Source organism: bacterium Scap17, from assembly GCA_013376735.1.
Taxonomy (GTDB): domain Bacteria; phylum Pseudomonadota; class Gammaproteobacteria; order Pseudomonadales; family Halomonadaceae; genus Cobetia.
Window position 1 is genome coordinate 1,908,646 of the sequence record VINJ01000001.1, and the last position, 24,389, is coordinate 1,933,034.

A 24,389-nucleotide genomic window follows, 5' to 3' on the forward strand; every position below is an offset into this window, starting at 1 on the left:
CCTTGCATCGACCTCGCCAAGAGTAACGAAGTTCCCTGTCAGCGGCCATGCTGCGACGTTTGAATCGCAAACGCCCCCACCATCGAAGATGGCAGGGGCGTTGAGGAATCGCGTATCACTTGTCGCTTCAGGACGCGTGAATCGACTGGCTTGGTCTGGCTGAAGGCTCAGTCGGGCTGAAGGCTCAGTTGGCGCTGTAAAGGGTCAGCATCTGACCGGGGCGCAGGTAGTCCTTGGATGACAGCTTGTTCCAGCGCGCGAGCTGGTGGGTGCTGACATTGTGACGCGCGGCTATCAGCGACAGGGAGTCGCCACTCTTCACGCGCACCTTCTTCTCGCCGTTGGCCGAAGCCAGCTGAGTGGCGACCGAGTTGCCGCGGTCCGGTACCAACAGTGCCTGACCGATGCGAATGGTGTTGCCCGAGAGACGGTTCCTCTGTTTCAACTCAGACAATGTCAGCCCATTGCGACGTGCGATGACGGACAGGGTGTCGCCGCGTTTCACGCGATAGCTGGCCCAGCTCTGGCGCGCTTCTTCGGGCAGCGTAGCCAGCTGACTGAGGAAGGTGTCGCGGGCGGTGACCGGAATGACCAGCGAGCTGTCGCCCGGCTTGGTGGCCCAGCGCTTGTAGGCCGGATTCAGGGCGCGCAGCTTGTCTTCACTGATACCGGCCAGCTCTGCGGCAGTGGAAAGATCCAGCTGTCCGCCCGTCTCGACGGCCGCGATCTGCGGCTTGTCGGCAATCTTGGGCAACGACAGGCCATATTCCTGCGGATCGCGAATCACCGCGGCCAGGGCCAGCAGCTTCGGCACGTATTCCATGGTCTCGTTGGGCAGCTTGATGTTCCAGTAATCCTCATCGCCACCGGCGCGGCGGCGTGCACGATTCACGGTGCCGGCACCGGCATTGTAGGCGGCCAGTGCCAGCTCCCAGTCACCGTCATACCAGCGCTCGCCCTGAGTCTCCAGGTAATCCAGCGCGGCGTCCGTGGACAGCAACACGTCCTTGCGACCGTCATACCAGCGGTTGCGTGTCAGCCCCATGGCGTCACCGGTGCGCGGCATGAACTGCCACATGCCGGTCGCACCGCCCGGATGCGCGGCATCCGGATCGTAGGCGCTCTCGATGAAGGGCAGCAGTGCCAGTTCTGCCGGCAGGCCGCGTGCTTCGGTGCGCAGTGTCACGTAGCGAATCCAGGGGCGGGCCTGTTCGGCGATGCGCTCCACGTGGTGGGGGTGCTCCTGATACCAGCTGATCCATTTGCGCACGCGTGGGCGACCGGTGTCCTGCTGCAGCTGATAGCCGGCGCGCAGGCGCTCCCAGACGTCGTCGTAGTGCGCGGGAATGGCATCGACGGCCTGCATGAAGTTCAGCGGGGCGCGCTGATATTCACTGGTGGGCGAGACCCTGGACACCATCGCTGAATTGGCACTGGCGGTCAGCGGCATCAGGCACAGGGTGGCACCCAGAGAGGCGAGGCGAATCAGGTGACGCAGTTGAGCCGGACGGAAGGGGGCCTGGGTCGGAGTGACACGACACGGCGTGTCGGCGGCCATCTGGCCGTCGGTACGGTGGTCTTGCTGATGCATTGACGAAATACTCTCTGGCGAGCCGCGGCTGGATGGGTCAGCAGGGGCTCGGCTGGCCGGTCATGCCGGCACGAATCAGTGACTGCGGGGGCTGATCGAGATCAGGAATGTTCTCGACCCGCTGTCACGCGAAATGCCATTCACGCCGCGCTCCAACCGCTCACCTGAGTGGCGTCAGAACGGGGGCAATGGCACGCGGGCAGCAGGGCTAGAAGTTGTCCTTCCACTGACGCAGTGCCGTGAAGGCCGCCAGTGGGGAAGCTTCCTGACCCGAGGGTGCCGAGAGGCGCCCTTCCTGCTCGAGGTGGCGTTGCAGCGCCACCTCATCACTGCGCAGGAACGGATTGATCTGCTTTTCTCGGCCGATGAGGGTGGGCAGCGTGGGGCGGCCCAGTGAGCGCAGCTGTTCACATTCTGCGTTGAGGGTGTCTCGCGTGGGATTGTTCGGCTCGGCGGCTCTGGCGAAGGCCAGATTGGCCAACGTGTACTCGTGTGCCGGGAAGACGAGCGTCTCTTCCGGCAGGGCGGCCAAGCGCGACAAGGAGTGATGCATCTGCTCCGGCGTGCCTTCAAACAGGCGACCGCAACCGCCACTGAACAGGGTGTCGCCGCAGAACAGCAACCCCGGCATGCCGGAGCTGACAAAGGCGATGTGATCCAGGGTATGGCCCGGCACTTCCATCACCTCGAAGAGGCGTCCCTGCAGGCGGAAGCTGTCGCCATCGCCGACACGCTCGTCGATACCGTGGATGGCTGGATTGTGCGGGCCAACCACGCGAGGCTGATAGCGTTCGATCAGCTCCGGCAGGCCGCCGGTGTGATCCTGGTGATGATGGGTGATGAGGATGGTGTCGAGGGTCAGGCCTCTGGACTCCAGGGTCTCCATCACCGGGCGTGCATCACCGGGGTCGACGACCGCCACGCGAGGGTTGTCGTCGCTCTGTATCAACCAGATGTAGTTGTCCTGAAAGGCCGCTATGGGCGTTACGCTCATCATGGTGGTCAGGTGCTCTTGATGTCTTGCAGTCGTCGATCGAAGCAATGACAGGCCAGTGACGCGAAAAGTGGCTTCATACGTCCTCGCCGAGGCTTCGGCCAGGCTGAAGCAGATGAACATGGCATGTCATCATCGCCTGCAATGCTGATGGGCAGGCGGTTCCATCGACTCCTTACTGAGAGTTAGTTGTCGAAATCGGCATAAGATCATGCTTGGAGACGGCTGGGCACGGTCGTGCTCCTGGCTGTTCCCCTGGCCGCATATGTGGGCGGGAGGGGCATTCCGTATGCTCTATGATCGACAACGCATAGTTATGGGACAGTCGCAGGATGTGGGGTAACACCCTGCTTCACCCTATCCTGAGTGTCGGGCCGCGCGTGTCGAGATGCTCGTTGCCCGCAGTTCCTGTTCAAGACTCGCTTGTCGGGATTTCGTTCCCGATCAGACTCGCCGTCTGCGATCAGGCACCGGATAACTGATGCAGAGCCCGTCAAGCTGAGCCCCTCAAGAAGAGTCCAGCTGGAAAAGTCACGACTGGCCGCCGGTGCCAACGTCCATGAGCGCCATCAGTCGCAGGGCCAATAGCCAGCACGATGATGCCCAGTGGATTGATTCGTGGCGGGAATCTGAATTTTCCTGATAACAAGCCTGACGAGCCAGCAGGTAAGTGTCAAACCTCTTATGGTGTGAGAATGTAGACAAGTGTCAAAGCCTGTCTATGCCGTGGGGAGTGTCTCCCCGCCTGAAGCCCAGGAGATGCAAGATGTGGAAAGGCCCCTTTGGTGTGAATGACTCCGGTGCGGACGAGGCCAGCGCGTCCCTGACCGCCGAGGAACGCCAGCGCCAGCATGCGCGCCAATTGAGTGCCCATGTGCGCGCCATGCGCGCCTTTTTCGAGGGCTCGGATGGTCAGGACATCCTGACGGCGGAGCGCGAGATGCTGTCCCCGCTGTTCGAGCGCTGCTTCGGTTTTCACAGCCTGAACCTGGGCCCGGGCGGCAATGACCTCCTGTCACTCTCCGCCATCCGCCATGCCATCCAATGGAGTCCCGAGGCAGCGCTTGCCGAGTCGCCTTCCACCTTGATCTGCCCGCTGACGCAGCTGGCATTGCCGGACGAGAGCATGGATCTGGTCATGCTCCACCATCTGTTGGAAGTCGCGCCGGAGCCGCACCGACTGCTGCGCGAGGCGGCCCGCGTCCTGCGCTCCAGTGGCTGTCTGGTTATCGTCGCCTGGCAGCCGTTATCTGGCGAGGGGCTGCTGCGTCTGGACCCGCGCCGTCGCCACATCACTCCCTGGGAGGGTAGCTGGCGTACGCCGGCGGCCCTGCGCGATTGGCTGGCCTTTGTGGATTTCGAGATCGAGCGCATCGACTATGCCGGCTTCCACCTGCCGGGATTACGCCTGCGACACGGTTGGCTTGAACGTATGGGGCGCCGCTACAACCTGCCGCTGGGCAGCCTGATGTTGATACGGGCGCGGCGCAATGTCGGGTACGTGCAACCCTTGAATGCCAAGCGATCGCGAGTCGCCATTCCCGGTGTCTCCATCGGCCAGGCCACGCGGGTGCATTCCCGGGAGGAGCATGTGAAGCGTGAGTCACGCAGAGACCTGTCCGAGCGCGGCTAGCTCGGCGGCTCGCTGCAGGGCTCCCTTTTCTTCAAGGCTTCAGTCTGGCGGAAGCTGTAAAAAAACACAGGGACTTTGGCCATGCTGCATGCGAGTGGGTAGAATGACGCTCATTGTGGCGAGGCCTGCTGTTGCCGCGGGAGGGCTACCGGAGAGTGATTGTCAGGGGGCGGTTTCCAAGCCCCGCCTCAGCGAGCCAGGCTTGCCCCTGTCGTGACAGCCAGCGCCGTCGCACTTGCCCGTCTTCGTTTCCTTTGTTGAGAGTGCCGTTTGTGAGCCAGAGTTCATCCACGTCCGAACCCCAGAATCCCTCCGCTGTTGCGACGTCCGAATCCAAGGCGGCGCCGACGCGCGTGGTCATCCACACCGATGGTGCCTGTCGTGGCAACCCGGGGCCGGGTGGCTGGGGCGCGATTCTGGTCAGTGGCAAGCATCGCAAGGAACTCAATGGCAGCGAGGCCCAGACGACCAACAATCGGATGGAGATGATGGCGGCGGTCGAGGCGCTCACGGCGCTCACCAAGCGCTGTCAGGTGGTGCTGTGGACCGACTCCGAATACGTCAAGAACGGCATCACCAAGTGGGTGCACGGCTGGGTCAAGCGCGGCTGGAAGACGGCAGCCAAGCAGCCGGTCAAGAATGAAGATCTGTGGAAGGCACTGCTGGCCCAGAGCGAGCGTCATGATATCGAGTGGCGCTGGGTCAAGGGTCATAGCGGCGATGAGGGCAACGAGCGCGCCGATGCGCTGGCCAACGAGGCCATCGACGAGATGCAGCACCGCCGCTGAGTGCCTCGGCTGGCAGGCACGCCGAGCGCGATGGCCAGCCGTGTTTGAGCACGGATATGCAGGATCCGATATTGAGGCACCCTAATGCGCGGCCCGAAGGTGAGGGCAGATGTCGGTCAGGGAGCTGTCACTGTTTACCAAGAGGTCTGAGATGCGTCAGATTATTCTCGATACCGAAACGACAGGTATCGATCCGAAGGAAGGTCATCGTCTGATCGAGATCGGCGCGGTGGAGATGATCAACCGCCGCCTGACCGGACGCACCTACCATCAGTACGTCAATCCTGAGCGCTTGATCGATGCAGAAGCGATCGGGGTTCACGGCATCACCGATGAGCGAGTCGCCAACGAGCCGGTCTTCGCCGAGATTGCCGATGCCTTCTGGGAATTCATCAAGGGTGCCCAGCTGGTCATCCACAATGCGCCCTTCGATGTGGGCTTCATCGATCACGAATTCGGGCTGATCAACCCCGGGCGTGCCAACCCGCTGGGCCCGGTCGCCGATCACTGCGCCATACTCGATACCCTGAAGCTGGCCCGAGAGAAGCACCCCGGACAGCGCAACAATCTGGATGCGCTGTGCAAGCGCTACGATATCGACAACGGGCATCGCGTGCTGCACGGCGCCTTGCTGGATGCCGAGATTCTCGGCGACGTCTATCTGGCGATGACCGGTGGCCAGACGGCGCTGGGCCTGGACGTGATAGAGGAAGGCGATGGCGAGGAGGGCGGTATCGTCGGGGTTCGTCGCCTGCGTGCCGATCGCCCACGTCTGGTCACGCCCGGCTTGTCCGCGCTGGAACTTGAGCGTCACTCGGCCTGGTGTGAAGAGATTCGAGGCAAGGCGGATGAGTGCCTGTTCGATCGCCTCTCGATCGATGCCTTGGGCAGTCTTGAAGGCGCCAGTCTGGACAACCGAGGTGCCCGCGGAGACGACGCCTGATGTTGATTCGTGATCTCTCGCGTGTGACTCAGCGCCATGGTTATCTGATTCGCGTGGGACGTGATGGCGTGGCGCCTGCGCCGGATGGCGGCATCATCCAGCCTATCGCGGATTGGCCCAGCGGCGCCGTGGCCCTTGGGGAATGGCTGGGCGCACCGATTGCGGTGTTCGGTGAGAATGGCAGTGCGGATTGGCCCACCGCGCGTCAGTGGCTGCATACGCTACCACGTGATCAGTTTCCGCTGCTTTCCAGCGCGCTGCAGGTACTCAAATGGCTGCGTGACCATCGATTCTGTGGCCGTTGTGGCAAGCGCATGAAGCGTCTGGAACATGAGTTCGCCATGCACTGCACCGGTTGCCAGCATCGCAGCTACCCGCGTATCTCGCCCTGTATCATCACGCTGATCACCCGGGGTCGCGAGATGTTGCTGGCACGCAGTCCGCGCTTCGGGCCGGGCATGTATTCGACCCTGGCGGGCTTCATCGAAGCCGGTGAAAGTGCCGAGGAAGCCGTGCGGCGTGAGGTGCATGAGGAAGTCGGTGTCGAGGTCGGGCGAGTCAGCTATTTCCAGAGTCAGTCGTGGCCGTTCCCGCACTCGTTCATGCTGGGCTACTACGCGGAATATGCCGGTGGCGACATCACCATCGATGGTGTCGAGATAGAGGATGCCCAGTGGTTCACGCCGGAAGACTTGCCGGGGCTGCCCCCGAAGTTCTCTATCTCGCATGCCTTGATCGACAACTTCCTGCGCTCGGTCGCGACGGGCCGCTGAAATTGTGAGCCTCTCCCCAAAGAAAACGCCCCGACCATTGGCCGGGGCGTTTTCTTTGGCAGGTGCATCAAGCGAACCTTTCCATCGGGCATGTTCGCAGCGTTGCAGCTGCTCAGCAGACGCTTACTTGTTCGGGAACAGAGACGTCAGCTTGGTGGCCAGCATGATGTTGCCGGTGGCTTTCAGGCGGCCAGTCATGAAGGCCTGCATGCCGTCGACTTCGCCCTTCATCACACCCTTGAGGGTGTCGCTGTCGGTGCTCAGGGTCACTGACGGATCATCGTGCTCACCCTCGCCGACGTCCAGAGTACCGTCCTTGACGACCATGTAGTAGTCATCGCTGTCGGTGATGTTGAATTGAAAGACTTCATCCATGCCCTTGGCGGCTTCGGGGTTGAAACGACTCTTGAGCATGTCGATGACGGCGTTGGCGTCGGCCATGGTGATATTCCTTGTCAGTGCTAGCGGTGGAGAAAGGCCAATGATCACGGGGAAAGATGACGTGCATGATGAGGGGTGGGGTGTCGTTCATCACCTTGCTCACCATGAAGTGATCACGCTGCTGACCTTCAAGACTGACATCAGACTATTTCAAACGAGCGTTCCAATCAAGTCGTGTGATCGATCTGGCGTGTTCCGCGCTTCAGCGCTCAGCTCTGAACCCTTTAGAGATAGCGTGGAGAGATAATGTGCAGAAGTAACGTACAGGGATAATGTACGGAGAGCATCCAGGTCACCTGGAGAACCCGCACAGGCGGCTAGCCAGTCTCATGACAATACGAACAGTGTGAAATCTGACCAGGCGCCTGCCAGCCTTGCAGGCGGGCAAGCTTGCCCCCATATCGAGTACCATCCCACACCGGCCCTTTAGCCGGTGATTTCGTTATGGGGTCCTGGTCGTGTGGCAGATGCCTAGATCTTCTGCCCGGTAGCCATGTACTCGAGAGCGAGCGATCGTCGCTCACGTGCAGGCGAGAGATCAGACACCTTATTCAATGTTCAGGAGCAAGTGCATGCAATGGATTTCACAGTACGGCCTCTTTCTGGCCCAGGCGATCACCGTAGTGGTCGCGATCGCGGCCATCGTGCTCATCATTGCACGTGCACGACAGGGGGAAGCGGGGGAGCGCCAAGCCAAGCTGAAGATTCGCCCCTGGCATGAGCGCATCAAGGGCTATCAGCGCGAATTGAGCCACGCCGGTCTGGAAGAGGCCGAGTACGCCGCCAAGGAGAAGGCGCGGGCCAAGAAGTACAAGCAGGAAGCCAAGGCGCTCAAGAAATCGCTCAAGGCCAAGGCGAAAGCCAACAAGGGCGGCAATGCGGACAAGGACGATGCGCCGGCCAGTACGCGTGGGCGTCGGGTCTTCGTGCTCGACTTCGTCGGCGACATCAAGGCCAGCGGTGTGGAAAGCCTGGCGGAGCAGATCACGGCACTGGAAGGCGTGCTGGGTGAGCAGGATGAGGTCGTGCTGCGACTGGAGTCCGGTGGCGGCCTTGTGCATGCCTATGGCCTGGCCGCGGCACAGCTGGACCGTCTGCGTGCCAGTGGCGCGCGCCTGACAATCACGGTCGACAAGGTCGCGGCCAGTGGCGGCTACATGATGGCCTGTGCGGCAGACCACGTGGTGGCAGCGCCCTTTGCGGTCATCGGCTCGATCGGGGTCGTGGCTCAAGTGCCCAATGTGCACCGTCTGCTCAAGAAGCATGATGTGGATGTCGAGATTCTGACGGCGGGGCGTTACAAGCGCACCTTGACCATGCTCGGCGAGAACAGTGAAGAAGGGCGTGAGAAGTTTCTGTCGGACTTGGCGCGCACCCATGAACTGTTCAAGCAGCATGTCGGCAGCCGTCGTCCGCAATTGGATGTCGAGGCAGTGTCCCAAGGCGATATCTGGTATGGCAGTGAAGCCATCGATATCGGTCTGATCGACGAGGTCGGTACCAGTCAGGCGTTGCTAGCACGCTATCTGAAGGAAGAGGTCAAGATCTTCGAGGTGAGTCTCGAGAAGCCGCGCCGCGTGATGGACCGTTTCGGCAAGGGCGTGACATCGAGTCTGGATCGTGTACTGGATCGCGTGCTGGAGCGCAATGCGGAGTCGCGCTGGCATCAGCAATAAGCGGCAGATTGCCGTCGTGGGCGAAGAGAAGAGGCTTGGAAGGCCATTCCGTGGCCTGCCCGATCTTGTTGGAGTCGGCGAGTGATACAGATGTCCAGCGGGTCACGATCAGCGTGACTCAACGATATTCCCCTCAAAGGGCGTCAGTCACCGGCTGGCGCCCTTTTTCATTTATAGAGATCCTGCAGGGCACGAATGACTCCTGCGGCGTTGGGGCCTTGCAGCGAATAATAGATGGTCTGAGAAGCGCGGCGCGTCCGCACCATGCCTTCACGACGCAGAATCGCCAGATGCTGCGACAGCGCGGATTGCGACAGTTCCAGGCGCGAGTTGAGCTCGCTCACCGACATTTCGCTGTCGCTGAGCAGGCACAGGATGCGCAGGCGGTTCTCGTTGCCCATCGCCTTGAGCAGGGCAGTGGCTTCTTCGATGACGCGGTCACCGGCCTGGTGCAGGGTGATGGCATCGCTGGACACTGGCATGGGGTTATTCCTTGCAGCTGTAGAAAGTGTTGCGTTCATGCGGTCTCTCCCGGTCGGTCTATCTTGGTGCATCCCGAGGGACGCAATGGGCCATTGGCATGTTGTTATGACCTAACCTTGTTTTAGTGAATGATCAATAACTCCGCGTGCTACGTCCAAGAGAATCTTAAACGATAAATCATCGACTTTGTCGTTCTCAGGCTTTGACTTTTTGTCGCATCTGCTGTGAGACCGCGTTCAAGCGTATGTTTTATTGCCCGAATGACGCCTTTCACGCTGTCAGCTCGTCTGCGACCAAGGATTGAGTCTAAGACCATCAGACGCTGAAAACGGTGAGCTGAGCAGGTTTGAAGGGCAATTTTTGGCCTAAGGTTTCAACGTAACTATCGGTTCAGGCATCTCTGTCCTGCCTGTCCTTCCTCCATCGTCGTCTGTCGCATCGTCGTTGGCGAGCGACATCAATGACGACATGAAAAGAGGTCCGGTCAACGGGCCCCGGAGACAAGGCCTTGCGTCAGGACAGGCAAGAGATGCCCACAAAGCCATTCGTGGATCACGAGGTACGCCATGCCCGACGCCAATCACTCCTGTGCACGCGAGCGTTATCTAGCTCTGACGGCAAGAGCCAACGAGACGCCAGAAGACTTCTGGGCTGAGCAGGCGCAACGCATCGCCTGGTTTCGCCCGCCACAGACCATTCTGGCCTGGGATGAGCAACAGCATGCTCGCTGGTTCATCGATGGCGAGATGAACATCTGCCATGCCGCGCTGGATCATCACGTCGCCAATGGGCGCGCGGATCAGGTCGCGTTGTACTGGGATTCGCCGGTCACCCAGAGCAAGCGGCAGTACACGTTTCGTGAGCTGCGTGATGAGGTGGCTCTGCTGGCGGGGGCGCTGCGCAATCTCGGGGTGGAGAAGGGCGACCGTGTCGTGCTCTACATGCCGATGGTCGCCGAGGCCATGATGGCGATGCTGGCCTGTGCACGTCTCGGGGCGGTGCACTCAGTGGTCTTCGGCGGCTTTTCCCCCAAGGAGCTGGCGGTACGCATCGATGACGCCGCGCCCAAGGTGATCATGGCGGCGTCCTGCGGGGTGGAAGTCGATCGCATCATTCCCTACAAGCCCTGGCTGGATGAGGCCATCGAGCTTGCCGAGCACACCCCGCAAGCCTGTCTGATCCTGCAGCGTGAACAGCAGCGGGCGACACTTGGGCCGCGCGATCATGATTGGCATGAATGTCTGGCCAGCGCCCAAGCCACTGAAGCGGTCAGCATGCTGGGCAGCGAACCTCTCTATGTCCTCTATACCTCCGGCACCACCGGCAAGCCCAAGGGGGTGGTGCGTGATCACGCCGGCTACGCCGTGGCGTTGCATTATTCAATGGAGCTTCTCTATGCGACCCGCCCCGGCGATACCTTCATGGCGGCCTCGGACATCGGCTGGGTCGTCGGCCACTCCTATATCGTCTATGGCCCGTTGCTGATGGGGGCCAGTACCGTCATGTATGAGGGCAAGCCGGTCAAGACCCCTGATGCCGGAGCCTTCTGGCGCTTGATCGAGGAATACCGCATCAACTGCTTCTTCACTGCGCCGACGGCATTTCGCGCCATGAAGAAGGAAGACCCGGAAGCCAGTCACATGGCCAATTACGACCTTTCCAGCCTGCGCAGTCTGTTCCTGGCCGGAGAGCGACTGGACCCGCCGACCTATCACTGGCTCGCCGATCTCCTGCCGGTGCCGGTCGTCGATCACTGGTGGCAGACCGAAACCGGCTGGCCCATCGCCGGCAACCTGCTGGGCCTCGACATGTTCACCGAAGGCAGCCGCGAGGTGAAGGCGCCGGTCGAGGCGCGTGCCGGAAGCGCCACCTGGCCGTTGCCGGGCTTCAATGTGCAGATTCTCGATGGCATGGGAGATGAGGTGCCCACGGGAGAGCAGGGCAATGTCGTGTTACGCCAACCGCTGCCGCCGGGCTGCCTGACCGGACTCTATCAGGATCCCGGACGTTTCCATTCTGCCTATCTTGCCGCCTACCCCGGCTATTACCTGTCCGGTGATGGCGGCTACTTCGATGAGCAGGGCTATCTGTTCGTGATGGGACGCATTGATGATGTCATCAACGTGGCGGGGCACCGTCTGTCGACGGGCGAGATGGAGCAGGTGCTTGGTGCACACGCCGCGATCGCGGAATGCGCGGTGATCGGCATCGAGGATTCGCTCAAGGGCGAGATGCCGTTGGGACTGGTGATTCTCAAGGATGGCTGGCAAGGGGATGAAGCCAGCCTGTGCGCCGAGCTTGCCCAGCGGATACGCGAGGAAATCGGGGCCTTTGCCTCGCTCAAGGAGGTGCTGGTCGTCGAGCGCCTGCCCAAGACGCGCTCAGGCAAGATACTGCGCAAGATGATCCGCCAGATCGCCGCGGGCGAGCAATACCAGGTGCCCTCGACGATAGATGATCCCTCAAGCCTGGAGGATGTGCGTGAAGCCCTGAGCGATGCTGGCGTCGGTCAGGCGCGGGAGGCACGTAGCGCATGAATCGAGGCGCATGAGCCGATACAGTGATATCGCGGACGCATGACGCGGTCCGTGCTGCTCCAACAAGGCAAAAGCCCCCGCCATGAGACATGGCGGGGGCTTTTTTCAGCAAGGCAGCATTTATTGCATCACGTGCGTGCCACGACTGGATCGGCCATCTCGCGGCGTGCAAGCCATGCGATGCTGATGACCAGCAGGCTCGCCAGGCTCAACCAGCCGAACAGGGTGCTGTCGGTCACGCCCATCACCAGGTAGGCGATCAGCGAGATCGCGGCACCCAGCAGGGCGTAGGGCAACTGGGTGATCACGTGATCGATGTGATGGCAGCTGGCACCCGTCGAGGACAGGATGGTGGTGTCGGAAATCGGCGAGCAGTGATCCCCGAACACGGAGCCGGCCAGCACCGCCCCCATCATCGGCAGCATCATGGCGAGCTCGGTGGCGGCCGCCATGTCACCGGCGATGGGCAGCATGATGCCGAAGGTGCCCCAGCTGGTGCCGGTGGCAAAGGCCATCAGGCCGGAGAGCACGAACAGCAGCATCGGCAGCCAGGTCGGAGACACGACGCCCTCGACCAGCGTGGCGAGGTACTGACCGGTCCCCAGAGAGCCGATGATGCCGGTCAGCAACCAGGCGAAGACGAGGATATAGACGGCAGGCAGCATGGAGCTGGCGCCTTGGGCGATGGCGCTGAGACTGCGACCAGCGCCCATGCGATGCCGCAGCAGCATCGCTACCGCAGCCAGCAGACCGATGGCGCCGCCGATGATCAGCGATTTGGCGACATCCGTCAGTTCAAAGGCGCGAATCAGGCCGAAGGCCTCACCCTCGGCGGCCAGTGCGCTGGCGCCGGTCTGCACGATCATGAAGAAGGTCGCGATGACCAGCACGATGATCGGGATCAGCAGGTCCATCGGGCGGCCACGCTCGGACTCTTCCACGTGGGTGTTGCCCGGCGGATTGCCGCGCTTGGCATCGAAAAGCTCACCGTCGCGCGCCGCGATGGCATGACGGCGCATGGCACCGAAGTTGATGTCGAACCAGGCGGAGGCGATCACCAGCACCAGCGCCGCAATCGCGTAGTAGTTGAAGGCGGATAGCTCGAGGAAGGCACCGAACGGGCTGACATCCGTGATGTGGTGGGTCGCCAGAATACCGGCGATCAGGCTGATGATGTAGGCACCCCAGCTGGAGATCGGCGTCAGCACGCAGACGGGCGCGGCGGTGGAGTCGATCAGATAGGCCAGGCGCGCGCGCGACAGCCCCTGACGATCGGTCAGTGGACGACAGATGTTGCCCACAGCCAGGCTATTGAAATAATCATCGATGAAGATGAATACCCCCAGCAGCACGGTCATCAGCTGCGAGCCACGGCGGGTAGTGACTCGCGCCCGCGCCCAGTTGCCGAAGGCACGGGTGCCGCCTGCCAGCGTGATCACGCCGACCATGGCACCCAGTGCCAGCAGGAACAGCAGGATATAGACATTCCAGCTGTTGAGGCTGGCATCGGCAAGCTGACCGCTGTCCGGTATCTCGATGAAGACGGCAACCAGCTGCTGCCAGAGATAGTGCAGCGTGACGAGCGGCGAGAAATCATTCAGCAGCAGGGCGCCTGACACGATACCCAGCCCGAGGGAGAGCATGACACGACGTGTCAGTATTGCGAGACCGATGGCTATGATCGGGGCGAGCAGCGAAAGCGGGGACGCCGCGTAGCTGGTCAGTTCCATGTATCACCTGTAATCAAAGGCAGGCGCCGGGACAAAGCGCGCTACCGGGTGCCGTGATGGCGGTTATGGTGCGTGGGTGTCAGGGAGTTGCACCGCCTGATCGCAGCGCACACTCACGGGATCGCCGTTGCGCAACGGCAATCGATGAGTCGCGAGCCTGCGCTCGACAAGTCCTGGGCCGCCACTGGCAGGCGGCGACTTCCGGAAGGGGGCGCATTATGCCCGAGCCAAACAAGACGTGAAACATTACCGTGTTCACCTAAAGTCTAGATCGCAGTGAAAAACACCGTCATTGCGCTATTTCTCCCCTAGAATTCGGCCGCAGAAGACCGCTATACAGTGGGCTCTTCTTGCTTATCCCCGTGGGATATGAAGAATGGCGCTCACCAAAGCATGTCGAGCAGCCCTATCGTAGTGGTTGCTCGCTGTCAGTCGCAGGAAAGTCATGGGCTTTCCGTTGCCCTGGCAGCGTCGACAAGACCAAAAACCCGCCAAAGCGAGACCGACATGTCGGAAACAACGTCCATCATTCCAGCGCCGATTCTGGCGTTGATCGATGCAGGCAATGGCCTGCTGTGGGGCAGTGTATTGATTTACCTGCTCATCGGAGCGGGTCTCTTCTTCACGGTCATGACCAAGGGTATCCAGTTCCGTTATTTCAGGCACATGTGGAAGCTGCTGGCCACATCTCGTCAGGGCAGTGAAGGGGGTATCTCTTCCTTCCAGGCGCTGGCCACTTCTCTGGCGGCGCGCGTCGGTACCGGTAACCTCGCCGGTGTCGCCGTGGCGATTTCCCTGGGTGGCCCGGGCGCCATCTTCTGGATGTGGATGACGGCGCTGGTCGGCATGTCCACCAGTTTCATCGAGTCCACCCTGGCGCAGGCCTACAAGGTCTCCCACGATGACAATACTTTCCGTGGTGGTCCGGCCTATTACATCGAGAAGGGCCTCGGTCAGCGCTGGATGGCCATCCTGTTCTCCGTCTGTCTGATCATCGCCTTCGGTCTGGCCTTCAACTCCGTGCAGTCCAACTCCATTGCGTTGGCCATGGAGCAGGCCTTCAGCGTGCCGCCGTGGATCATGGGCGTGGTGCTGGTCGTGGTCATGGTGCCGATCATCTTCGGTGGCATGAAGCGCATCACGCGCACCGCTGAGCTGATCGTGCCGATCATGGCACTGCTCTATCTGCTGCTGGCCATCTTCGTCGTGGCCATCAACATCACCGAGCTGCCGGCGGCGCTGGGCACCATCTTCCGCAGTGCCTTCGGTCTTGAGCAGGCCGCAGGTGGCGCGCTGGGCTACACCATCGCCCAGGCGATGATGAATGGCATCAAGCGGGGTCTGTTCTCCAACGAAGCGGGTATGGGTTCCGCCCCGAACGCCGCCGCAATGGCGACCACCAAGCATCCGGCGTCCCAGGGCTTCGTCCAGATGCTGGGCGTGTTCATCGACACCCTGGTCATCTGCACTGCGACCGCGGCCATCATCATCATGAGTGGCACCCTGGGCAACGATGGCGGCAATGACGGCATCCAGATCACCCAAGTGGCGCTGTCTTCTCAGGTCGGTAGCTGGGGGGGCGGCTTCGTGGCGATCGCCATTCTGCTGTTCGCCTTCACCTCGCTGGTGGCGAACTACTCCTATGGCGAGTCCAATATCGAGTACATCGCCGGCAAGAAGAACGCCAAGGCCGTCGTCATGGTCTACCGCTTCGCCGTGCTCGGCATGGTCATGCTCGGCGCTGTCGCCAGCCTGAAGAACATCTGGAACTTCGCTGATCTGTCGATGGGCGCGATGGCCTTGATCAACCTGATCGCCATCCTGCTGCTGTCGCCGCTGGCCTTCCGTATCTTCAAGGATTACGACCGTCAGCATAAGGCCGGCAAGGAGCCGACCTTTGATCCAGAGCAGTTCCCGGAGCTCAAGGGCAAGGTCGATGCCAGCATCTGGAAGAAGTGACTCTGAGACTCGCTTTCTTTGCAACGTAAGGGGCACCGGGGGAGACTGACGGCCTGATCATCTGGCCAGATTTTCCCCGCAGGCACCTGTCAATGGCCGCGCATCGTGATACGATGCGCGGCCATTTTGCGTTCTGACGATGTGCAAGCCTCCCTGCGGTTGTCAGTGGAGCATGTCGGCTGACGCATGCCTGCGGCGCTCAATCGCTGCGACAAGGCGTCAAGGCCGACGACAGGCCATGGCAGCTGATGTCAGCATCGGCGACGCAAACCTCAACACGCTCGTGACAGGGTTCCCTCACCCCTGGACGACGGCTTTGATCCAAAAAGGACCTGCAATGCTACTTCTCTCGTCTGCCCAGACGCAGCGCGCACTCGTCGCCCTGGCCCTGTTTCACATCCTCATCATCACCGCCAGCAATTACCTGGTGCAGTTGCCGATGACCTTGTTCGGTTTCCATACCACCTGGGGCGCCTTCAGTTTCCCGTTCATCTTCCTGGCAACGGATCTGACCGTGCGTCTGTTCGGCAAGTATCAGGCGCGGCGCATCATTGCACTGGTCATGCTGCCGGCGCTGTTGGTCAGCTACATGGTGTCGGTGATGTTTCAGGCGGGCAGCTTTGCCGGAGTAGAGGCGCTGGCTGACTTCAATCTGTTCGTGGCCCGTATCGCGCTGGCAAGCTTCATTGCCTACGTGATCGGTCAGTTGCTCGATATTCAGGTGTTTGATCGTCTGCGTCGCAATGCCCACTGGTGGATCGCGCCGCTGGCGTCGACATTGTTCGGCAATCTCGCTGACACTTTTGCCTTCTTCTCGGTGGCGTTCCGCAACGGGCCCGATGCCTTCATGGCGGCTTACTGGATCGAGATCGCCTGGGTGGATTACGCGATCAAGCTGGCCATCTCGATATTGCTGTTCCTGCCGATGTACGGTTTGTTGCTCAATCGCCTCACGAATCAGTTGCTCAAGCGCGGCCTGGTCGATGAGCGAGAGCCTGTCTGACATAAAACTGTCATATCATTTTCTCTCGTTTCGCCGTTGTCAGTCAGGGATATGGCGCCGGATTGTGCTAACGTTGCACAAACTGGAATGACGGGAGGGAGCCATGAAAATCGCTGCGGTGTACAGCATCAAAGGGGGCGTGGGCAAGACTGCTTCTGCCATCAATCTGGCGCATTGTGCCGCCAACAGTGGCCTGCGTGTGTTGCTGTGGGATCTTGATCCGCAGGCCGCTGCGACCTTCTACGTGCGTACCAAGCCCAAGCTGAAGGGCGGGGTCGAGAAGCTGATCAGCGGCAAGCAGGACATGTCCCGCGTGATCCGTTCCACGGATTATCAGAACCTGGATGTCCTGCCGGCGGAATTCTCCTACCGCAATCTTGACCACATACTCGAGGAAGAGAAGCGAACCCGACTGCGCAAGGTCCTCAAGCCGGTACGCGATGACTACGACCTCGTCATTCTCGATTGTCCGCCGAGCATTTCCAGTCTTTCCGAGCAGGTCTTCGCCGCTGCCGATACCCTGCTGGTGCCGATCATTCCCACGGTTCTGTCGCTGCGTACCCTGGAGCAATTGAACGCCTATCTGGCCGAGATCGATCTCGATGTGCCCGTCTGGCCGTTCTTCACTCTGGTGGATCGCCGCAAGACATTGCACAAGGATGTGATGGAATCGCTCAAGCAGGATTATCCGTTGCAACTCAGTGGCTATATCCCGTATTCCAGCGTGGTCGAGCGTATGGGAATCGAGCGCAAGCCCATCGGGACTTTCTCGCGCAACAGCTCACCGGCCGTCAGCTATCGCAGCCTGTGGCAGGAAATCGGCCAACGCCTGAGCCTGCTCAAGGAGCCGACGGTGTCGCCAGCCGCCGCCAAGGCTGCTGAGGCTGAATCAACCGCCACCGCGCCTCAAGGTGCTGCCACCGGCAAGGCTAGCGCCAAAGGGGAGGCGGCCAGCAATCCAGCCGCCAAGCCTGCCAGCAAGACAGCTTCAAGCAAGAAAGCACCCAGCGCTGACAAGAAGCCGGCGAGCAAGGGCTCTGCCAATAAAGATGCCAGTAAAGACAGCAGCAAGGCGACCAGCAAGCCGGCCGCCAAGGGCAAGAAGAAGGGCGGTAACCTGGGCGATTGATGCCGAGTGTCAGCCAGTCAGAAACACAGAGCCCCGCCAATTGGCGGGGCTCTTGCGTATCGCAGCGGCACTCTGTCATTTAGTCATGTCATGAAATTCAGGTCATGAAATCCAGATCATGAAATTCATGCCATCACAGCCGCATCACTGCAGTCTTTACCCAGCACTTCACCAAGAGTCTTCCCTATAGTCCCGGCAGGCCTGAACTGGCATCGGCCTCTTCCAGCAGACGCTTGAGCGGAGCATGCAAGGCCGGTGAGGCCACCACGATATTCTCGCCATAAAGCTCATCGGGAATGCCGTCCGGACAGCGATACAGGTGCCCCGTGCGTGCGCCGGCTTCTCGCGCGATCAGAAGGCCCGCCGCAAAGTCCCAGGGGGAGACGCTTTCGTAATAGGCATCCAGGCGTCCGCACGCCACATCACAGAGATCCAGCGCGGCACTGCCGTTGCGGCGCACATCCTGGCAGACCAGCAGCATGGCCGAGAGGCGTTTGAGCAGCGGCGGACGGCTGTCACGGTTGTAGGGGAAGCCGGTCGCGACCAGCGCACGGCTCATCTCATCGGTCTCGCTGACCGAGATGCTCTCGCCGTTGAGCCAGGCCCCCTTGCCGCGGATGGCGGTGAAGGTCTCGCCGAGGAAGGGCGCATGCACGACCCCCATCTGGATCTTGCCACGCTCGCACCAGGCGATGGACACGGCGACATGGCGCAGGCCATGGGCAAAATTGACGGTACCGTCGATGGGGTCGATCACCCACAGGCCACCCTTGGTACCGATCACGTCCCGCTCGGGCGACAGCTCTTCGGTAAGGCGCGCATCCTCGGGAAATTCGGCTTCGAGCGCTTCCGCCAGGAAGGTATCGATCGCCACGTCGATGTCGGTGACCAGCTCATCGCCTTTCTTGTAATGGTGCGCGAAACCCTGTTCCTCGCGCGCTTGCACCATACGTTCACCAGCCTGTCTGGCCAGTTGTGTTGCTCGTTCCAGGCGTTGTTCCAGCGTCATGTAGCTCTCCGGCAGCGATGATCAGGTCGGATGAGGCAACCCTCACTCATCCGATGCCTCCTTGTATAACAGACTCATGTGGCGAGTTCAGCCTCGGGCAGTGGGCGCCGGCGCATGAAACAGGTAATGAAAGCGTCGATTCCGCTCATTCATGCCCTGCCATGGTGCCTGCCAGGCAAGGCATGCACCGTCAGAGCGACACCGGTCAGTGTGGTCAGCAAGATTATAGCGTTATCCTAGAGCCATGCCGTCTTTTGCCGAGGTGCCTTTCTGTCATTCGGTTATCAGGTTGCCTGATTGCCTTTTGCCCCTCGATGCCCACGCCATGACAGGGAGGTGGCGCCCGTCAAATACACCGGCAATTCAACATTTGTTTCATTTCTGAAATTCTGGCGCACTTGTTGCAGTTGTCTGGGCATGAGGCTCGGCGAGTTGGCGAGTCTTCCCGCATTCCATGCCCTGCTGCACGAGGAGCGACCGTGAGCCCGACCTTTGACCAGATTCATCCTCCCCAGCGCCTGCTGATGGGCCCCGGTCCGATCAATGCGGACCCGCGTGTATTGCGAGCGCTTTCCGCTCCCTTGATCGGCCAGTACGACCCAGCGATGACGCACTACATGAACGAGACGATGCAGCTTTATCGCGGCGTCTTCGAGACCACCAATGATGCCACCCTGTTGATCGATGGCACCTCGCGTGCCGGTATCGAGGCGGTGCTGGTCTCGCTGATCCAGCCGGGGGAGCGTGTGCTGGTGCCGATATTCGGCCGTTTCGGTCATCTGCTGCGCGAGATCGCCGAGCGCTGCGGTGCCGAGGTTCATACGCTGGAATGCGAGTGGGGCCAGGTGTTCCGCCCGGAGCAGATCGAAGCCGCCATTCGCGAGGTCAAGCCCAGTGTGCTGGCGCTGGTGCAGGGCGATACCTCGACCACCATGTGCCAGCCGCTGGAAGACATCGGCGCCATCTGTCGCCGCGAAGGCGTGCTGTTCTACAGCGATGCCACGGCCTCGCTGGCGGGCAATCCTCTCAAGACCGATGAGTGGGGACTGGACGCCGTCACCGCAGGCTTGCAGAAGTGTCTGGCGGGACCGTCAGGCAGCTCGCCGTTGACGCTGTCGCCGCGTGCGGTGGAGGTGGTGCATTCGCGTCGTCATGTCGAGGCAGGTATCAGTAGCGGGTCGGATCGACTGGCGGAGCCGGGCGCACGCATCCGCTCCAACTATTTCGATCTCTCCATGGTGCTCGATTACTGGGGTGAGCTGCGCCTCAATCACCACACCGAAGCTACCAGCATGCTGTATGGCGCACGTGAGTGTGCGCGCCTGCTGGTCAATGAGGGCATGGACAACGCCATCGCGCGCCATGCGCTGCATGGTCAGGCTATGGTCGAGGGCTTGAAGGGGTTGGGACTTGCGCTGTTCGGCGACCAGGCCCACCGCATGAACAACGTCAGCGCGGTGATGATTCCCGACGGTCTGGATGGCAATGGCCTGCGCCGCAGCATGCTGGAGGACTTCGGTATCGAGATCGGCACCAGCTTCGGCCCGCTGCATGGCAAGGTCTGGCGTCTCGGCGTGATGGGCTACAACGCGCGTCGCGATACCGTGCTGACCACGCTGGCGGCGCTGGAACAGACTCTGCGCCGGGGTGGCGTGAATACTGTGGCCGGTGGTGGCGTCGGCGCCGCGCTGGACTTCTATCAGGAGCATCAGGGTCAGGCGGCCAATGGTCGTGCCAATCCCAGCACGGGAGGTCAGTCATGAGCGATGCCGGATCCATACCCCCTGACGCCACCGCGCCGCTGGAAACGGCCGCCGATGTGCTGGCCGCCTGCGACACCCTGGCGGCGATCTCGCGCAGCGACAGCGGGATCGACCGCCGCTATCTGACGCCGGAACACGCCGCCGCCAATGCCACCACGGCTGGCTGGCTCAAGGCTGCCGGTCTGCGCAGCTGGCAGGATGGCGCCGGCAATCTCTGGGGCCGCTGGTGTCCACCCGCTCTCACCGCTGCCGCTGACAGCGAAGCCGGTGTGCCGCGACTGGTGATTGGCTCGCATCTGGACAGCGTGCCGGACGCCGGCCGTTATGACGGCATTCTTGGTGTCCTGCTCGGGGTGGCCGCCTTGACGCATTTCAGGCAGTGCGCCGATGCCGGCGAGCAGAGCTTGCCCTTCGCGCTGGAAGTGGTCGGTTTCGGTGATGAAGAGGGCACCCGCTTCGGTGCGACCCTGCTCGGCAGCCATGCCATCGCCGGACGCTGGCAGTCGGACTGGGAGCGGGTGGAGGATGAGGACGGCATCCCGCTTGGCGACGCGCTCGAACGCTTCGGGCTTTCCGGACAGACGGCTGCTGGGGCCAGCCTGCAGGCGAATCCGCCGCTGGGCTATCTGGAAGTCCACATCGAGCAGGGCCCGGTGCTGGAAGCCGAGAATCTGGCACTGGGCACCGTGACGGGCATCGCCGGCGCGCGACGCTTCGCGGTCAACTTCGTTGGTCAGGCGGGGCATGCCGGCACCACGCCGATGGCGCTGCGTCAGGATGCGCTGTGTGCGGCGGCGGAGTGGACACTGGCGGTGGAAGCCCTGGCGCGTGATGTCCAGGCGGGCAAGCGCGCTGACATGGCGGACCACTCACTGGTCGCGACCGTGGGCTGTTGCGAGCTGCGTCCCGGGGCGGTGAATGTCATCCCCGGGGGGGCGGCGTTGAGTCTGGATATCCGCGCGCTGGACGATGCGCAGCGTGATCGTGCGCTGGATGAACTCTTGAATGTGGCGCACAGAATCGCGGCGCGACGGGGCCTCACCTTTCACTGTGAACAGACGCATGTGGCCGATGCCGTGGCCTGTGACGAGGGATTGATGCAGGCCGTCGATGCCGGTATCGCGGCCATCGGTCAGGCGCCATTCCAGCTGCCGAGTGGTGCCGGGCATGACGCCATGGCGGTCAGTCATCTGTGTCCGGTGGGCATGCTGTTCCTGCGCTGCGAGCGCGGTATCAGTCACCATCCGCTGGAGGCGGTGACCGAAGACGATGTCGCCAAGGCTCTGGCGGCGCTGATCGCCAGCATCGAGGCAGTGGCTGACAAGTACGTGTAGTACAGCACGCGTAAGACAGAACCTATTAGCTTCCACAGGGGCGCTGGTCACTAACTGGCCTCAAGCAGCCCCGGCAGGCGCACTGCGGCGATCGCATTTATCTGGGCCAGAGCCTCCTGGTATTCCGCCTCGGTGGATTGCGGCAGGCGGCGCTCCAGTTCCTCGAGAATGCTGGTGGCGCTGTGGCCCTTGACGCAGATGATGAACGGAATGCCGTGGCGCGCCTGGTAGTTGGCATTGGCCGCCAGGAAACGTTCACGGGTGGCGTCATCGAGCTGATCGAGGCCTGCGCCACGCTGCTCGCCTTGCGAGGCGGGCGTCAGGGTCTCCAGCTTGCCGGCAGCCAGCTCAGGATGGGCCAGAATCAATTGGTGGCGTTCGTCATCACTGGCCTGGCGTACCGCATTGGCACACGCCGTCAGCAGGACTTCCATGCTCGCGAACGGGCGCTCTGCCGCGGCGCGCTCCACCACCCAGTCCGAGTGCTCATAGAGACCACTCAAGCGTCGTGCCAGCGCCTCGGGTGGCAGGGCGTTGAGCGTGTCCAGCATCACCAGATAGTGCATCGGGGTCTCGATTGGCATGCGCCTTGCTCCAGAGAGGGGGGTGAAAAGCTCACTGAATCATCAGCTTGCAAGGCGCATGCCGTCGCTGGCAACGCGTCTGACCAACGCTGTGTCACACGTTGCATCGCCATGCCAGTGGTTGACGACAAGGCTGTATCGCCACCGGCTTGCCTGACGGCGCCGAGCGGCGTCTGTCATCGGGTGATACGGCCTGCACCTTGACCGATCGGTCAGAATGCAGCAATGCACTCATCGGGTGCAATACCACCAACCGCTGACGGCAGGCCAGAACAGAGCAAGCCAGAAAACCGAAACACGGCCGTCTTTCGCAGGGCTTCATTTGTACAGGCCCCCGTCTTACAGGGCCCAGCCGTACCCGCCACATCCACACAAGAACAGGAAATCGCCATGCCTAGACTGACGACGCATGTGCTCAATCAGGCCGAAGGCATCGCTGCCAGCGGTGTGCATATCAGCCTGGAGCGCCAGGATGCGCAGGGTCACTTTCACGAGATCGCGCAGGTCACGACCAATGCCGATGGGCGTCTCGATGCGCCGCTGCTTGAGGAAGCCGACGCTCCCGCTGATCTCTCCGGCGTCTATCGTCTGACGTTTCAGGTCGGGGATTACTTTGCCAGCCGCGCGGTGGGCCAGGGCATGCTCGGCCGCGTGCCGGTCGAGTTCACCCTCGAGGCCAGTGGCCATTATCACATTCCGCTGCTGGTCACTCCGTGGGCCTACAGTGTCTACCGCGGCAGCTAAGGAGCCGGCATGAGCGCATATCTTCTCGATTGGGCGATGCTGCTGACACGCTGGCTGCATGTCATGGCGGGGATCGCCTGGATCGGCGCATCGTTCTTCTTCATCTGGCTCGACAACCGGCGACAGCCTGCCACTCATGCAGTCGATGGCCGCCCCGGCGGCGAGCTATGGGCGGTGCATGGTGGCGGTCTCTATCATCTTTTTCGTCATGATGGGGTCAGCGAACGGCTACCCAGCGAGATCCACTGGTTCAAGTGGGAGGCCTATGTCACCTGGCTGTCCGGGATGGGACTTTTCACGCTGATCTACCTGCTGCAGCCGCACGCTTACCTGATCGACCCGCGCGTCTTCGAGATGAGCGGCACGCTCGCCGTGTGCAGCGCTCTGGGTGTGCTCGTCGGCGGCTGGCTGGGCTACGAGGCGCTGTGTCGCAGTCCCTTCAAGCGCCATGCCGGGGCGCTGTTCGTCGCGGTCGGTGTTTGGCTGACGCTGGCGGCCTGGGTCGCGACCGAACTGTTCTCGGGGCGTGCCGCCTTCCTGCTGATGGGCGCGCTGATGGGCAGCATCATGGCGGGCAACGTCTTCAATGTGATCATCCCGGGTCAGAAGGCCCTGCTGGCTGCTGCCAAGCGTGGGGAAACGCCGGACCCGATCCACGGGCAGCGCGCCAAGCAGCGCTCGGTGCACAACACCTTCATCACGCTGCCTGCGGTGCTGATGATGATCAGCAACCACTATCCGCTGCTGTATGCCAATGACTATCGCCTGGGCGTCATTCTGCTGCTGCTGGTGACGGGCGGTCTGATCCGCATCGCCACGGTGGATCACCACAAGGGCGTCAAGCGCCTGTGGGTTCCCGCGGGGGCAGTGTTGGCGTTGATCGGCGTGATTCTGCTCTGCGCACCGCGCTCACAGACGGCGCCTGCGACCGCCCAGACTACAGCGTCTTCAGCATCTGTCACGGCCAGCAGCGCTGCGGTCAACCAGGGCCTGGGGGAGAATCAGGCCTTGCGAGACAGGGTCAGCCATATCGTCGAGCAGCGCTGCGCCGGCTGTCACAGTGATACGCCGAACCTGATCGGCCTGACGGCCCCGGCCGCTGGCGTGGCCTTCAATGGCTGGGAGGACATCCAGCGTCAGGCCATGCGTATCCATCAGCGCACGGTGGTCGACAAGAGTATGCCGCTGGCCAACATGACCCAGATGACCGATGCCGAACGCCAGCTTCTGGATGACTGGTGGCGGGCGAGTCAATAGTCAGCCTTCTGTCTTTCA

The 24,389-nt window shown here is 61.7% G+C and carries 20 protein-coding genes; 13 read left to right on the forward strand and 7 right to left on the reverse strand.

Annotated features, from left to right (window positions below):
* Window positions 1-184 precede the first annotated feature (184 nt).
* Window positions 185-1,558 carry a LysM peptidoglycan-binding domain-containing protein gene (locus tag FLM52_08305; GenBank protein NVN55786.1) on the reverse strand — a complete coding sequence of 458 codons (1,374 nt, stop codon included), beginning with the start codon at window positions 1,556-1,558 and terminating at the stop codon, window positions 185-187.
* Window positions 1,559-1,799: 241 nt separating this feature from the next.
* Window positions 1,800-2,588: a hydroxyacylglutathione hydrolase gene (gene gloB / locus FLM52_08310; GenBank protein NVN55787.1), complete on the reverse strand. Its 789-nt coding sequence runs from the start codon at window positions 2,586-2,588 to the stop codon at window positions 1,800-1,802.
* A gap of 718 nt (window positions 2,589-3,306) precedes the next feature.
* Between gloB and FLM52_08315 the strand changes: the two genes are divergently transcribed.
* The 4 genes from FLM52_08315 (at window position 3,307) to nudC (ending at window position 6,722) form a co-directional block, all read left to right on the forward strand.
* Complete coding sequence (locus tag FLM52_08315; protein NVN55788.1) at window positions 3,307-4,218, forward strand: class I SAM-dependent methyltransferase; 912 nt, start codon at window positions 3,307-3,309, stop codon at window positions 4,216-4,218.
* A 272-nt stretch (window positions 4,219-4,490) separates the two neighbouring features.
* Window positions 4,491-5,006: a ribonuclease HI gene (rnhA, locus tag FLM52_08320; GenBank protein ID NVN55789.1), complete on the forward strand. Its 516-nt coding sequence runs from the start codon at window positions 4,491-4,493 to the stop codon at window positions 5,004-5,006.
* 151 nt (window positions 5,007-5,157) lie between these two features.
* Entirely contained in the window at window positions 5,158-5,949 is a 792-nt protein-coding gene (gene dnaQ / locus FLM52_08325) for a DNA polymerase III subunit epsilon (protein NVN55790.1), read from the forward strand.
* Entirely contained in the window at window positions 5,949-6,722 is a 774-nt protein-coding gene (nudC, locus tag FLM52_08330; GenBank protein ID NVN55791.1) for an NAD(+) diphosphatase, read from the forward strand. The genes dnaQ and nudC overlap by 1 nt, the downstream gene beginning before the upstream one ends.
* Window positions 6,723-6,845: 123 nt before the next feature.
* Here the strand turns inward: nudC and FLM52_08335 are convergent, their stop codons facing one another.
* Entirely contained in the window at window positions 6,846-7,163 is a 318-nt protein-coding gene (locus FLM52_08335) for an SCP2 sterol-binding domain-containing protein (GenBank protein NVN55792.1), read from the reverse strand.
* A gap of 572 nt (window positions 7,164-7,735) precedes the next feature.
* On the opposite strand from FLM52_08335, the gene sohB reads away from it, so the two are divergent.
* Window positions 7,736-8,839 carry a protease SohB gene (sohB, locus tag FLM52_08340; GenBank protein NVN55793.1) on the forward strand — a complete coding sequence of 368 codons (1,104 nt, stop codon included), beginning with the start codon at window positions 7,736-7,738 and terminating at the stop codon, window positions 8,837-8,839.
* 167 nt (window positions 8,840-9,006) lie between these two features.
* Here sohB and FLM52_08345 read toward each other — a convergent pair whose 3' ends face one another.
* Window positions 9,007-9,321 carry a winged helix-turn-helix transcriptional regulator gene (locus FLM52_08345; GenBank protein NVN55794.1) on the reverse strand — a complete coding sequence of 105 codons (315 nt, stop codon included), beginning with the start codon at window positions 9,319-9,321 and terminating at the stop codon, window positions 9,007-9,009.
* 567 nt (window positions 9,322-9,888) lie between these two features.
* On the opposite strand from FLM52_08345, the gene FLM52_08350 reads away from it, so the two are divergent.
* Complete coding sequence (locus FLM52_08350; protein NVN55795.1) at window positions 9,889-11,859, forward strand: propionyl-CoA synthetase; 1,971 nt, start codon at window positions 9,889-9,891, stop codon at window positions 11,857-11,859.
* A 128-nt stretch (window positions 11,860-11,987) separates the two neighbouring features.
* On the opposite strand, the gene FLM52_08355 is transcribed toward FLM52_08350, so the two are convergent.
* Window positions 11,988-13,589, reverse strand: a complete 1,602-nt coding sequence (locus FLM52_08355; GenBank protein NVN55796.1) for a Na+/H+ antiporter NhaC family protein — start codon at window positions 13,587-13,589, stop codon at window positions 11,988-11,990.
* A gap of 507 nt (window positions 13,590-14,096) precedes the next feature.
* Between FLM52_08355 and FLM52_08360 the strand changes: the two genes are divergently transcribed.
* The 3 genes from FLM52_08360 to FLM52_08370 all read left to right on the forward strand — a co-directional run bounded on the left by FLM52_08360 (window position 14,097) and on the right by FLM52_08370 (window position 17,680).
* A complete protein-coding gene (locus FLM52_08360; protein NVN55797.1) occupies window positions 14,097-15,548 on the forward strand; it encodes a sodium:alanine symporter family protein in 1,452 nt (483 codons plus the stop codon).
* A 337-nt stretch (window positions 15,549-15,885) separates the two neighbouring features.
* Window positions 15,886-16,551, forward strand: a complete 666-nt coding sequence (locus FLM52_08365; GenBank protein NVN55798.1) for a 7-cyano-7-deazaguanine/7-aminomethyl-7-deazaguanine transporter — start codon at window positions 15,886-15,888, stop codon at window positions 16,549-16,551.
* 103 nt (window positions 16,552-16,654) lie between these two features.
* On the forward strand, window positions 16,655-17,680 hold the full coding sequence (locus FLM52_08370) for an AAA family ATPase (protein ID NVN55799.1): 1,026 nt from the start codon (window positions 16,655-16,657) through the stop codon (window positions 17,678-17,680).
* Window positions 17,681-17,864: 184 nt separating this feature from the next.
* On the opposite strand, the gene FLM52_08375 is transcribed toward FLM52_08370, so the two are convergent.
* Window positions 17,865-18,689, reverse strand: a complete 825-nt coding sequence (locus FLM52_08375; GenBank protein NVN55800.1) for an inositol monophosphatase — start codon at window positions 18,687-18,689, stop codon at window positions 17,865-17,867.
* A 524-nt stretch (window positions 18,690-19,213) separates the two neighbouring features.
* On the opposite strand from FLM52_08375, the gene FLM52_08380 reads away from it, so the two are divergent.
* Both FLM52_08380 and FLM52_08385 read left to right on the forward strand, forming a co-directional pair.
* Window positions 19,214-20,452: an alanine--glyoxylate aminotransferase family protein gene (locus FLM52_08380; protein NVN55801.1), complete on the forward strand. Its 1,239-nt coding sequence runs from the start codon at window positions 19,214-19,216 to the stop codon at window positions 20,450-20,452.
* Window positions 20,449-21,786, forward strand: a complete 1,338-nt coding sequence (locus FLM52_08385; GenBank protein NVN55802.1) for an allantoate amidohydrolase — start codon at window positions 20,449-20,451, stop codon at window positions 21,784-21,786. The genes FLM52_08380 and FLM52_08385 overlap by 4 nt, the downstream gene beginning before the upstream one ends.
* A 50-nt stretch (window positions 21,787-21,836) precedes the next feature.
* Here the strand turns inward: FLM52_08385 and uraD are convergent, their stop codons facing one another.
* Complete coding sequence (gene uraD / locus FLM52_08390; protein ID NVN55803.1) at window positions 21,837-22,370, reverse strand: 2-oxo-4-hydroxy-4-carboxy-5-ureidoimidazoline decarboxylase; 534 nt, start codon at window positions 22,368-22,370, stop codon at window positions 21,837-21,839.
* 390 nt (window positions 22,371-22,760) lie between these two features.
* On the opposite strand from uraD, the gene uraH reads away from it, so the two are divergent.
* Both uraH and FLM52_08400 read left to right on the forward strand, forming a co-directional pair.
* The gene (gene uraH / locus FLM52_08395; protein ID NVN55804.1) at window positions 22,761-23,114 is read left to right on the forward strand and encodes a hydroxyisourate hydrolase; all 354 of its coding nucleotides are present in this window, start codon (window positions 22,761-22,763) and stop codon (window positions 23,112-23,114) included.
* Between the two features lie 9 nt (window positions 23,115-23,123).
* Window positions 23,124-24,371, forward strand: a complete 1,248-nt coding sequence (locus FLM52_08400) for a urate hydroxylase PuuD (protein ID NVN55805.1) — start codon at window positions 23,124-23,126, stop codon at window positions 24,369-24,371.
* Window positions 24,372-24,389: the final 18 nt, after the last annotated feature.

Excerpts from the sequence above, each read along its gene's own strand:
- FLM52_08305 (NVN55786.1), bottom strand. The coding sequence starts at position 1,558 with ATGGCCGCCGACACGCCGTGTCGTGTCACTCCGACCCAGGCCCCCTTC.
- gloB (NVN55787.1), bottom strand. The coding sequence starts at position 2,588 with ATGATGAGCGTAACGCCCATAGCGGCCTTTCAGGACAACTACATCTGG.
- FLM52_08315 (NVN55788.1), top strand. The coding sequence starts at position 3,307 with ATGCCGTGGGGAGTGTCTCCCCGCCTGAAGCCCAGGAGATGCAAGATG.
- dnaQ (NVN55790.1), top strand. The coding sequence starts at position 5,158 with ATGCGTCAGATTATTCTCGATACCGAAACGACAGGTATCGATCCGAAG.
- nudC (NVN55791.1), top strand. The coding sequence starts at position 5,949 with ATGTTGATTCGTGATCTCTCGCGTGTGACTCAGCGCCATGGTTATCTG.
- FLM52_08335 (NVN55792.1), bottom strand. The coding sequence starts at position 7,163 with ATGGCCGACGCCAACGCCGTCATCGACATGCTCAAGAGTCGTTTCAAC.
- sohB (NVN55793.1), top strand. The coding sequence starts at position 7,736 with ATGCAATGGATTTCACAGTACGGCCTCTTTCTGGCCCAGGCGATCACC.
- FLM52_08345 (NVN55794.1), bottom strand. The coding sequence starts at position 9,321 with ATGCCAGTGTCCAGCGATGCCATCACCCTGCACCAGGCCGGTGACCGC.
- FLM52_08350 (NVN55795.1), top strand. The coding sequence starts at position 9,889 with ATGCCCGACGCCAATCACTCCTGTGCACGCGAGCGTTATCTAGCTCTG.
- FLM52_08355 (NVN55796.1), bottom strand. The coding sequence starts at position 13,589 with ATGGAACTGACCAGCTACGCGGCGTCCCCGCTTTCGCTGCTCGCCCCG.
- FLM52_08360 (NVN55797.1), top strand. The coding sequence starts at position 14,097 with ATGTCGGAAACAACGTCCATCATTCCAGCGCCGATTCTGGCGTTGATC.
- FLM52_08365 (NVN55798.1), top strand. The coding sequence starts at position 15,886 with ATGCTACTTCTCTCGTCTGCCCAGACGCAGCGCGCACTCGTCGCCCTG.
- FLM52_08370 (NVN55799.1), top strand. The coding sequence starts at position 16,655 with ATGAAAATCGCTGCGGTGTACAGCATCAAAGGGGGCGTGGGCAAGACT.
- FLM52_08375 (NVN55800.1), bottom strand. The coding sequence starts at position 18,689 with ATGACGCTGGAACAACGCCTGGAACGAGCAACACAACTGGCCAGACAG.
- FLM52_08380 (NVN55801.1), top strand. The coding sequence starts at position 19,214 with ATGGGCCCCGGTCCGATCAATGCGGACCCGCGTGTATTGCGAGCGCTT.
- FLM52_08385 (NVN55802.1), top strand. The coding sequence starts at position 20,449 with ATGAGCGATGCCGGATCCATACCCCCTGACGCCACCGCGCCGCTGGAA.
- uraD (NVN55803.1), bottom strand. The coding sequence starts at position 22,370 with ATGCCAATCGAGACCCCGATGCACTATCTGGTGATGCTGGACACGCTC.
- uraH (NVN55804.1), top strand. The coding sequence starts at position 22,761 with ATGCCTAGACTGACGACGCATGTGCTCAATCAGGCCGAAGGCATCGCT.
- FLM52_08400 (NVN55805.1), top strand. The coding sequence starts at position 23,124 with ATGAGCGCATATCTTCTCGATTGGGCGATGCTGCTGACACGCTGGCTG.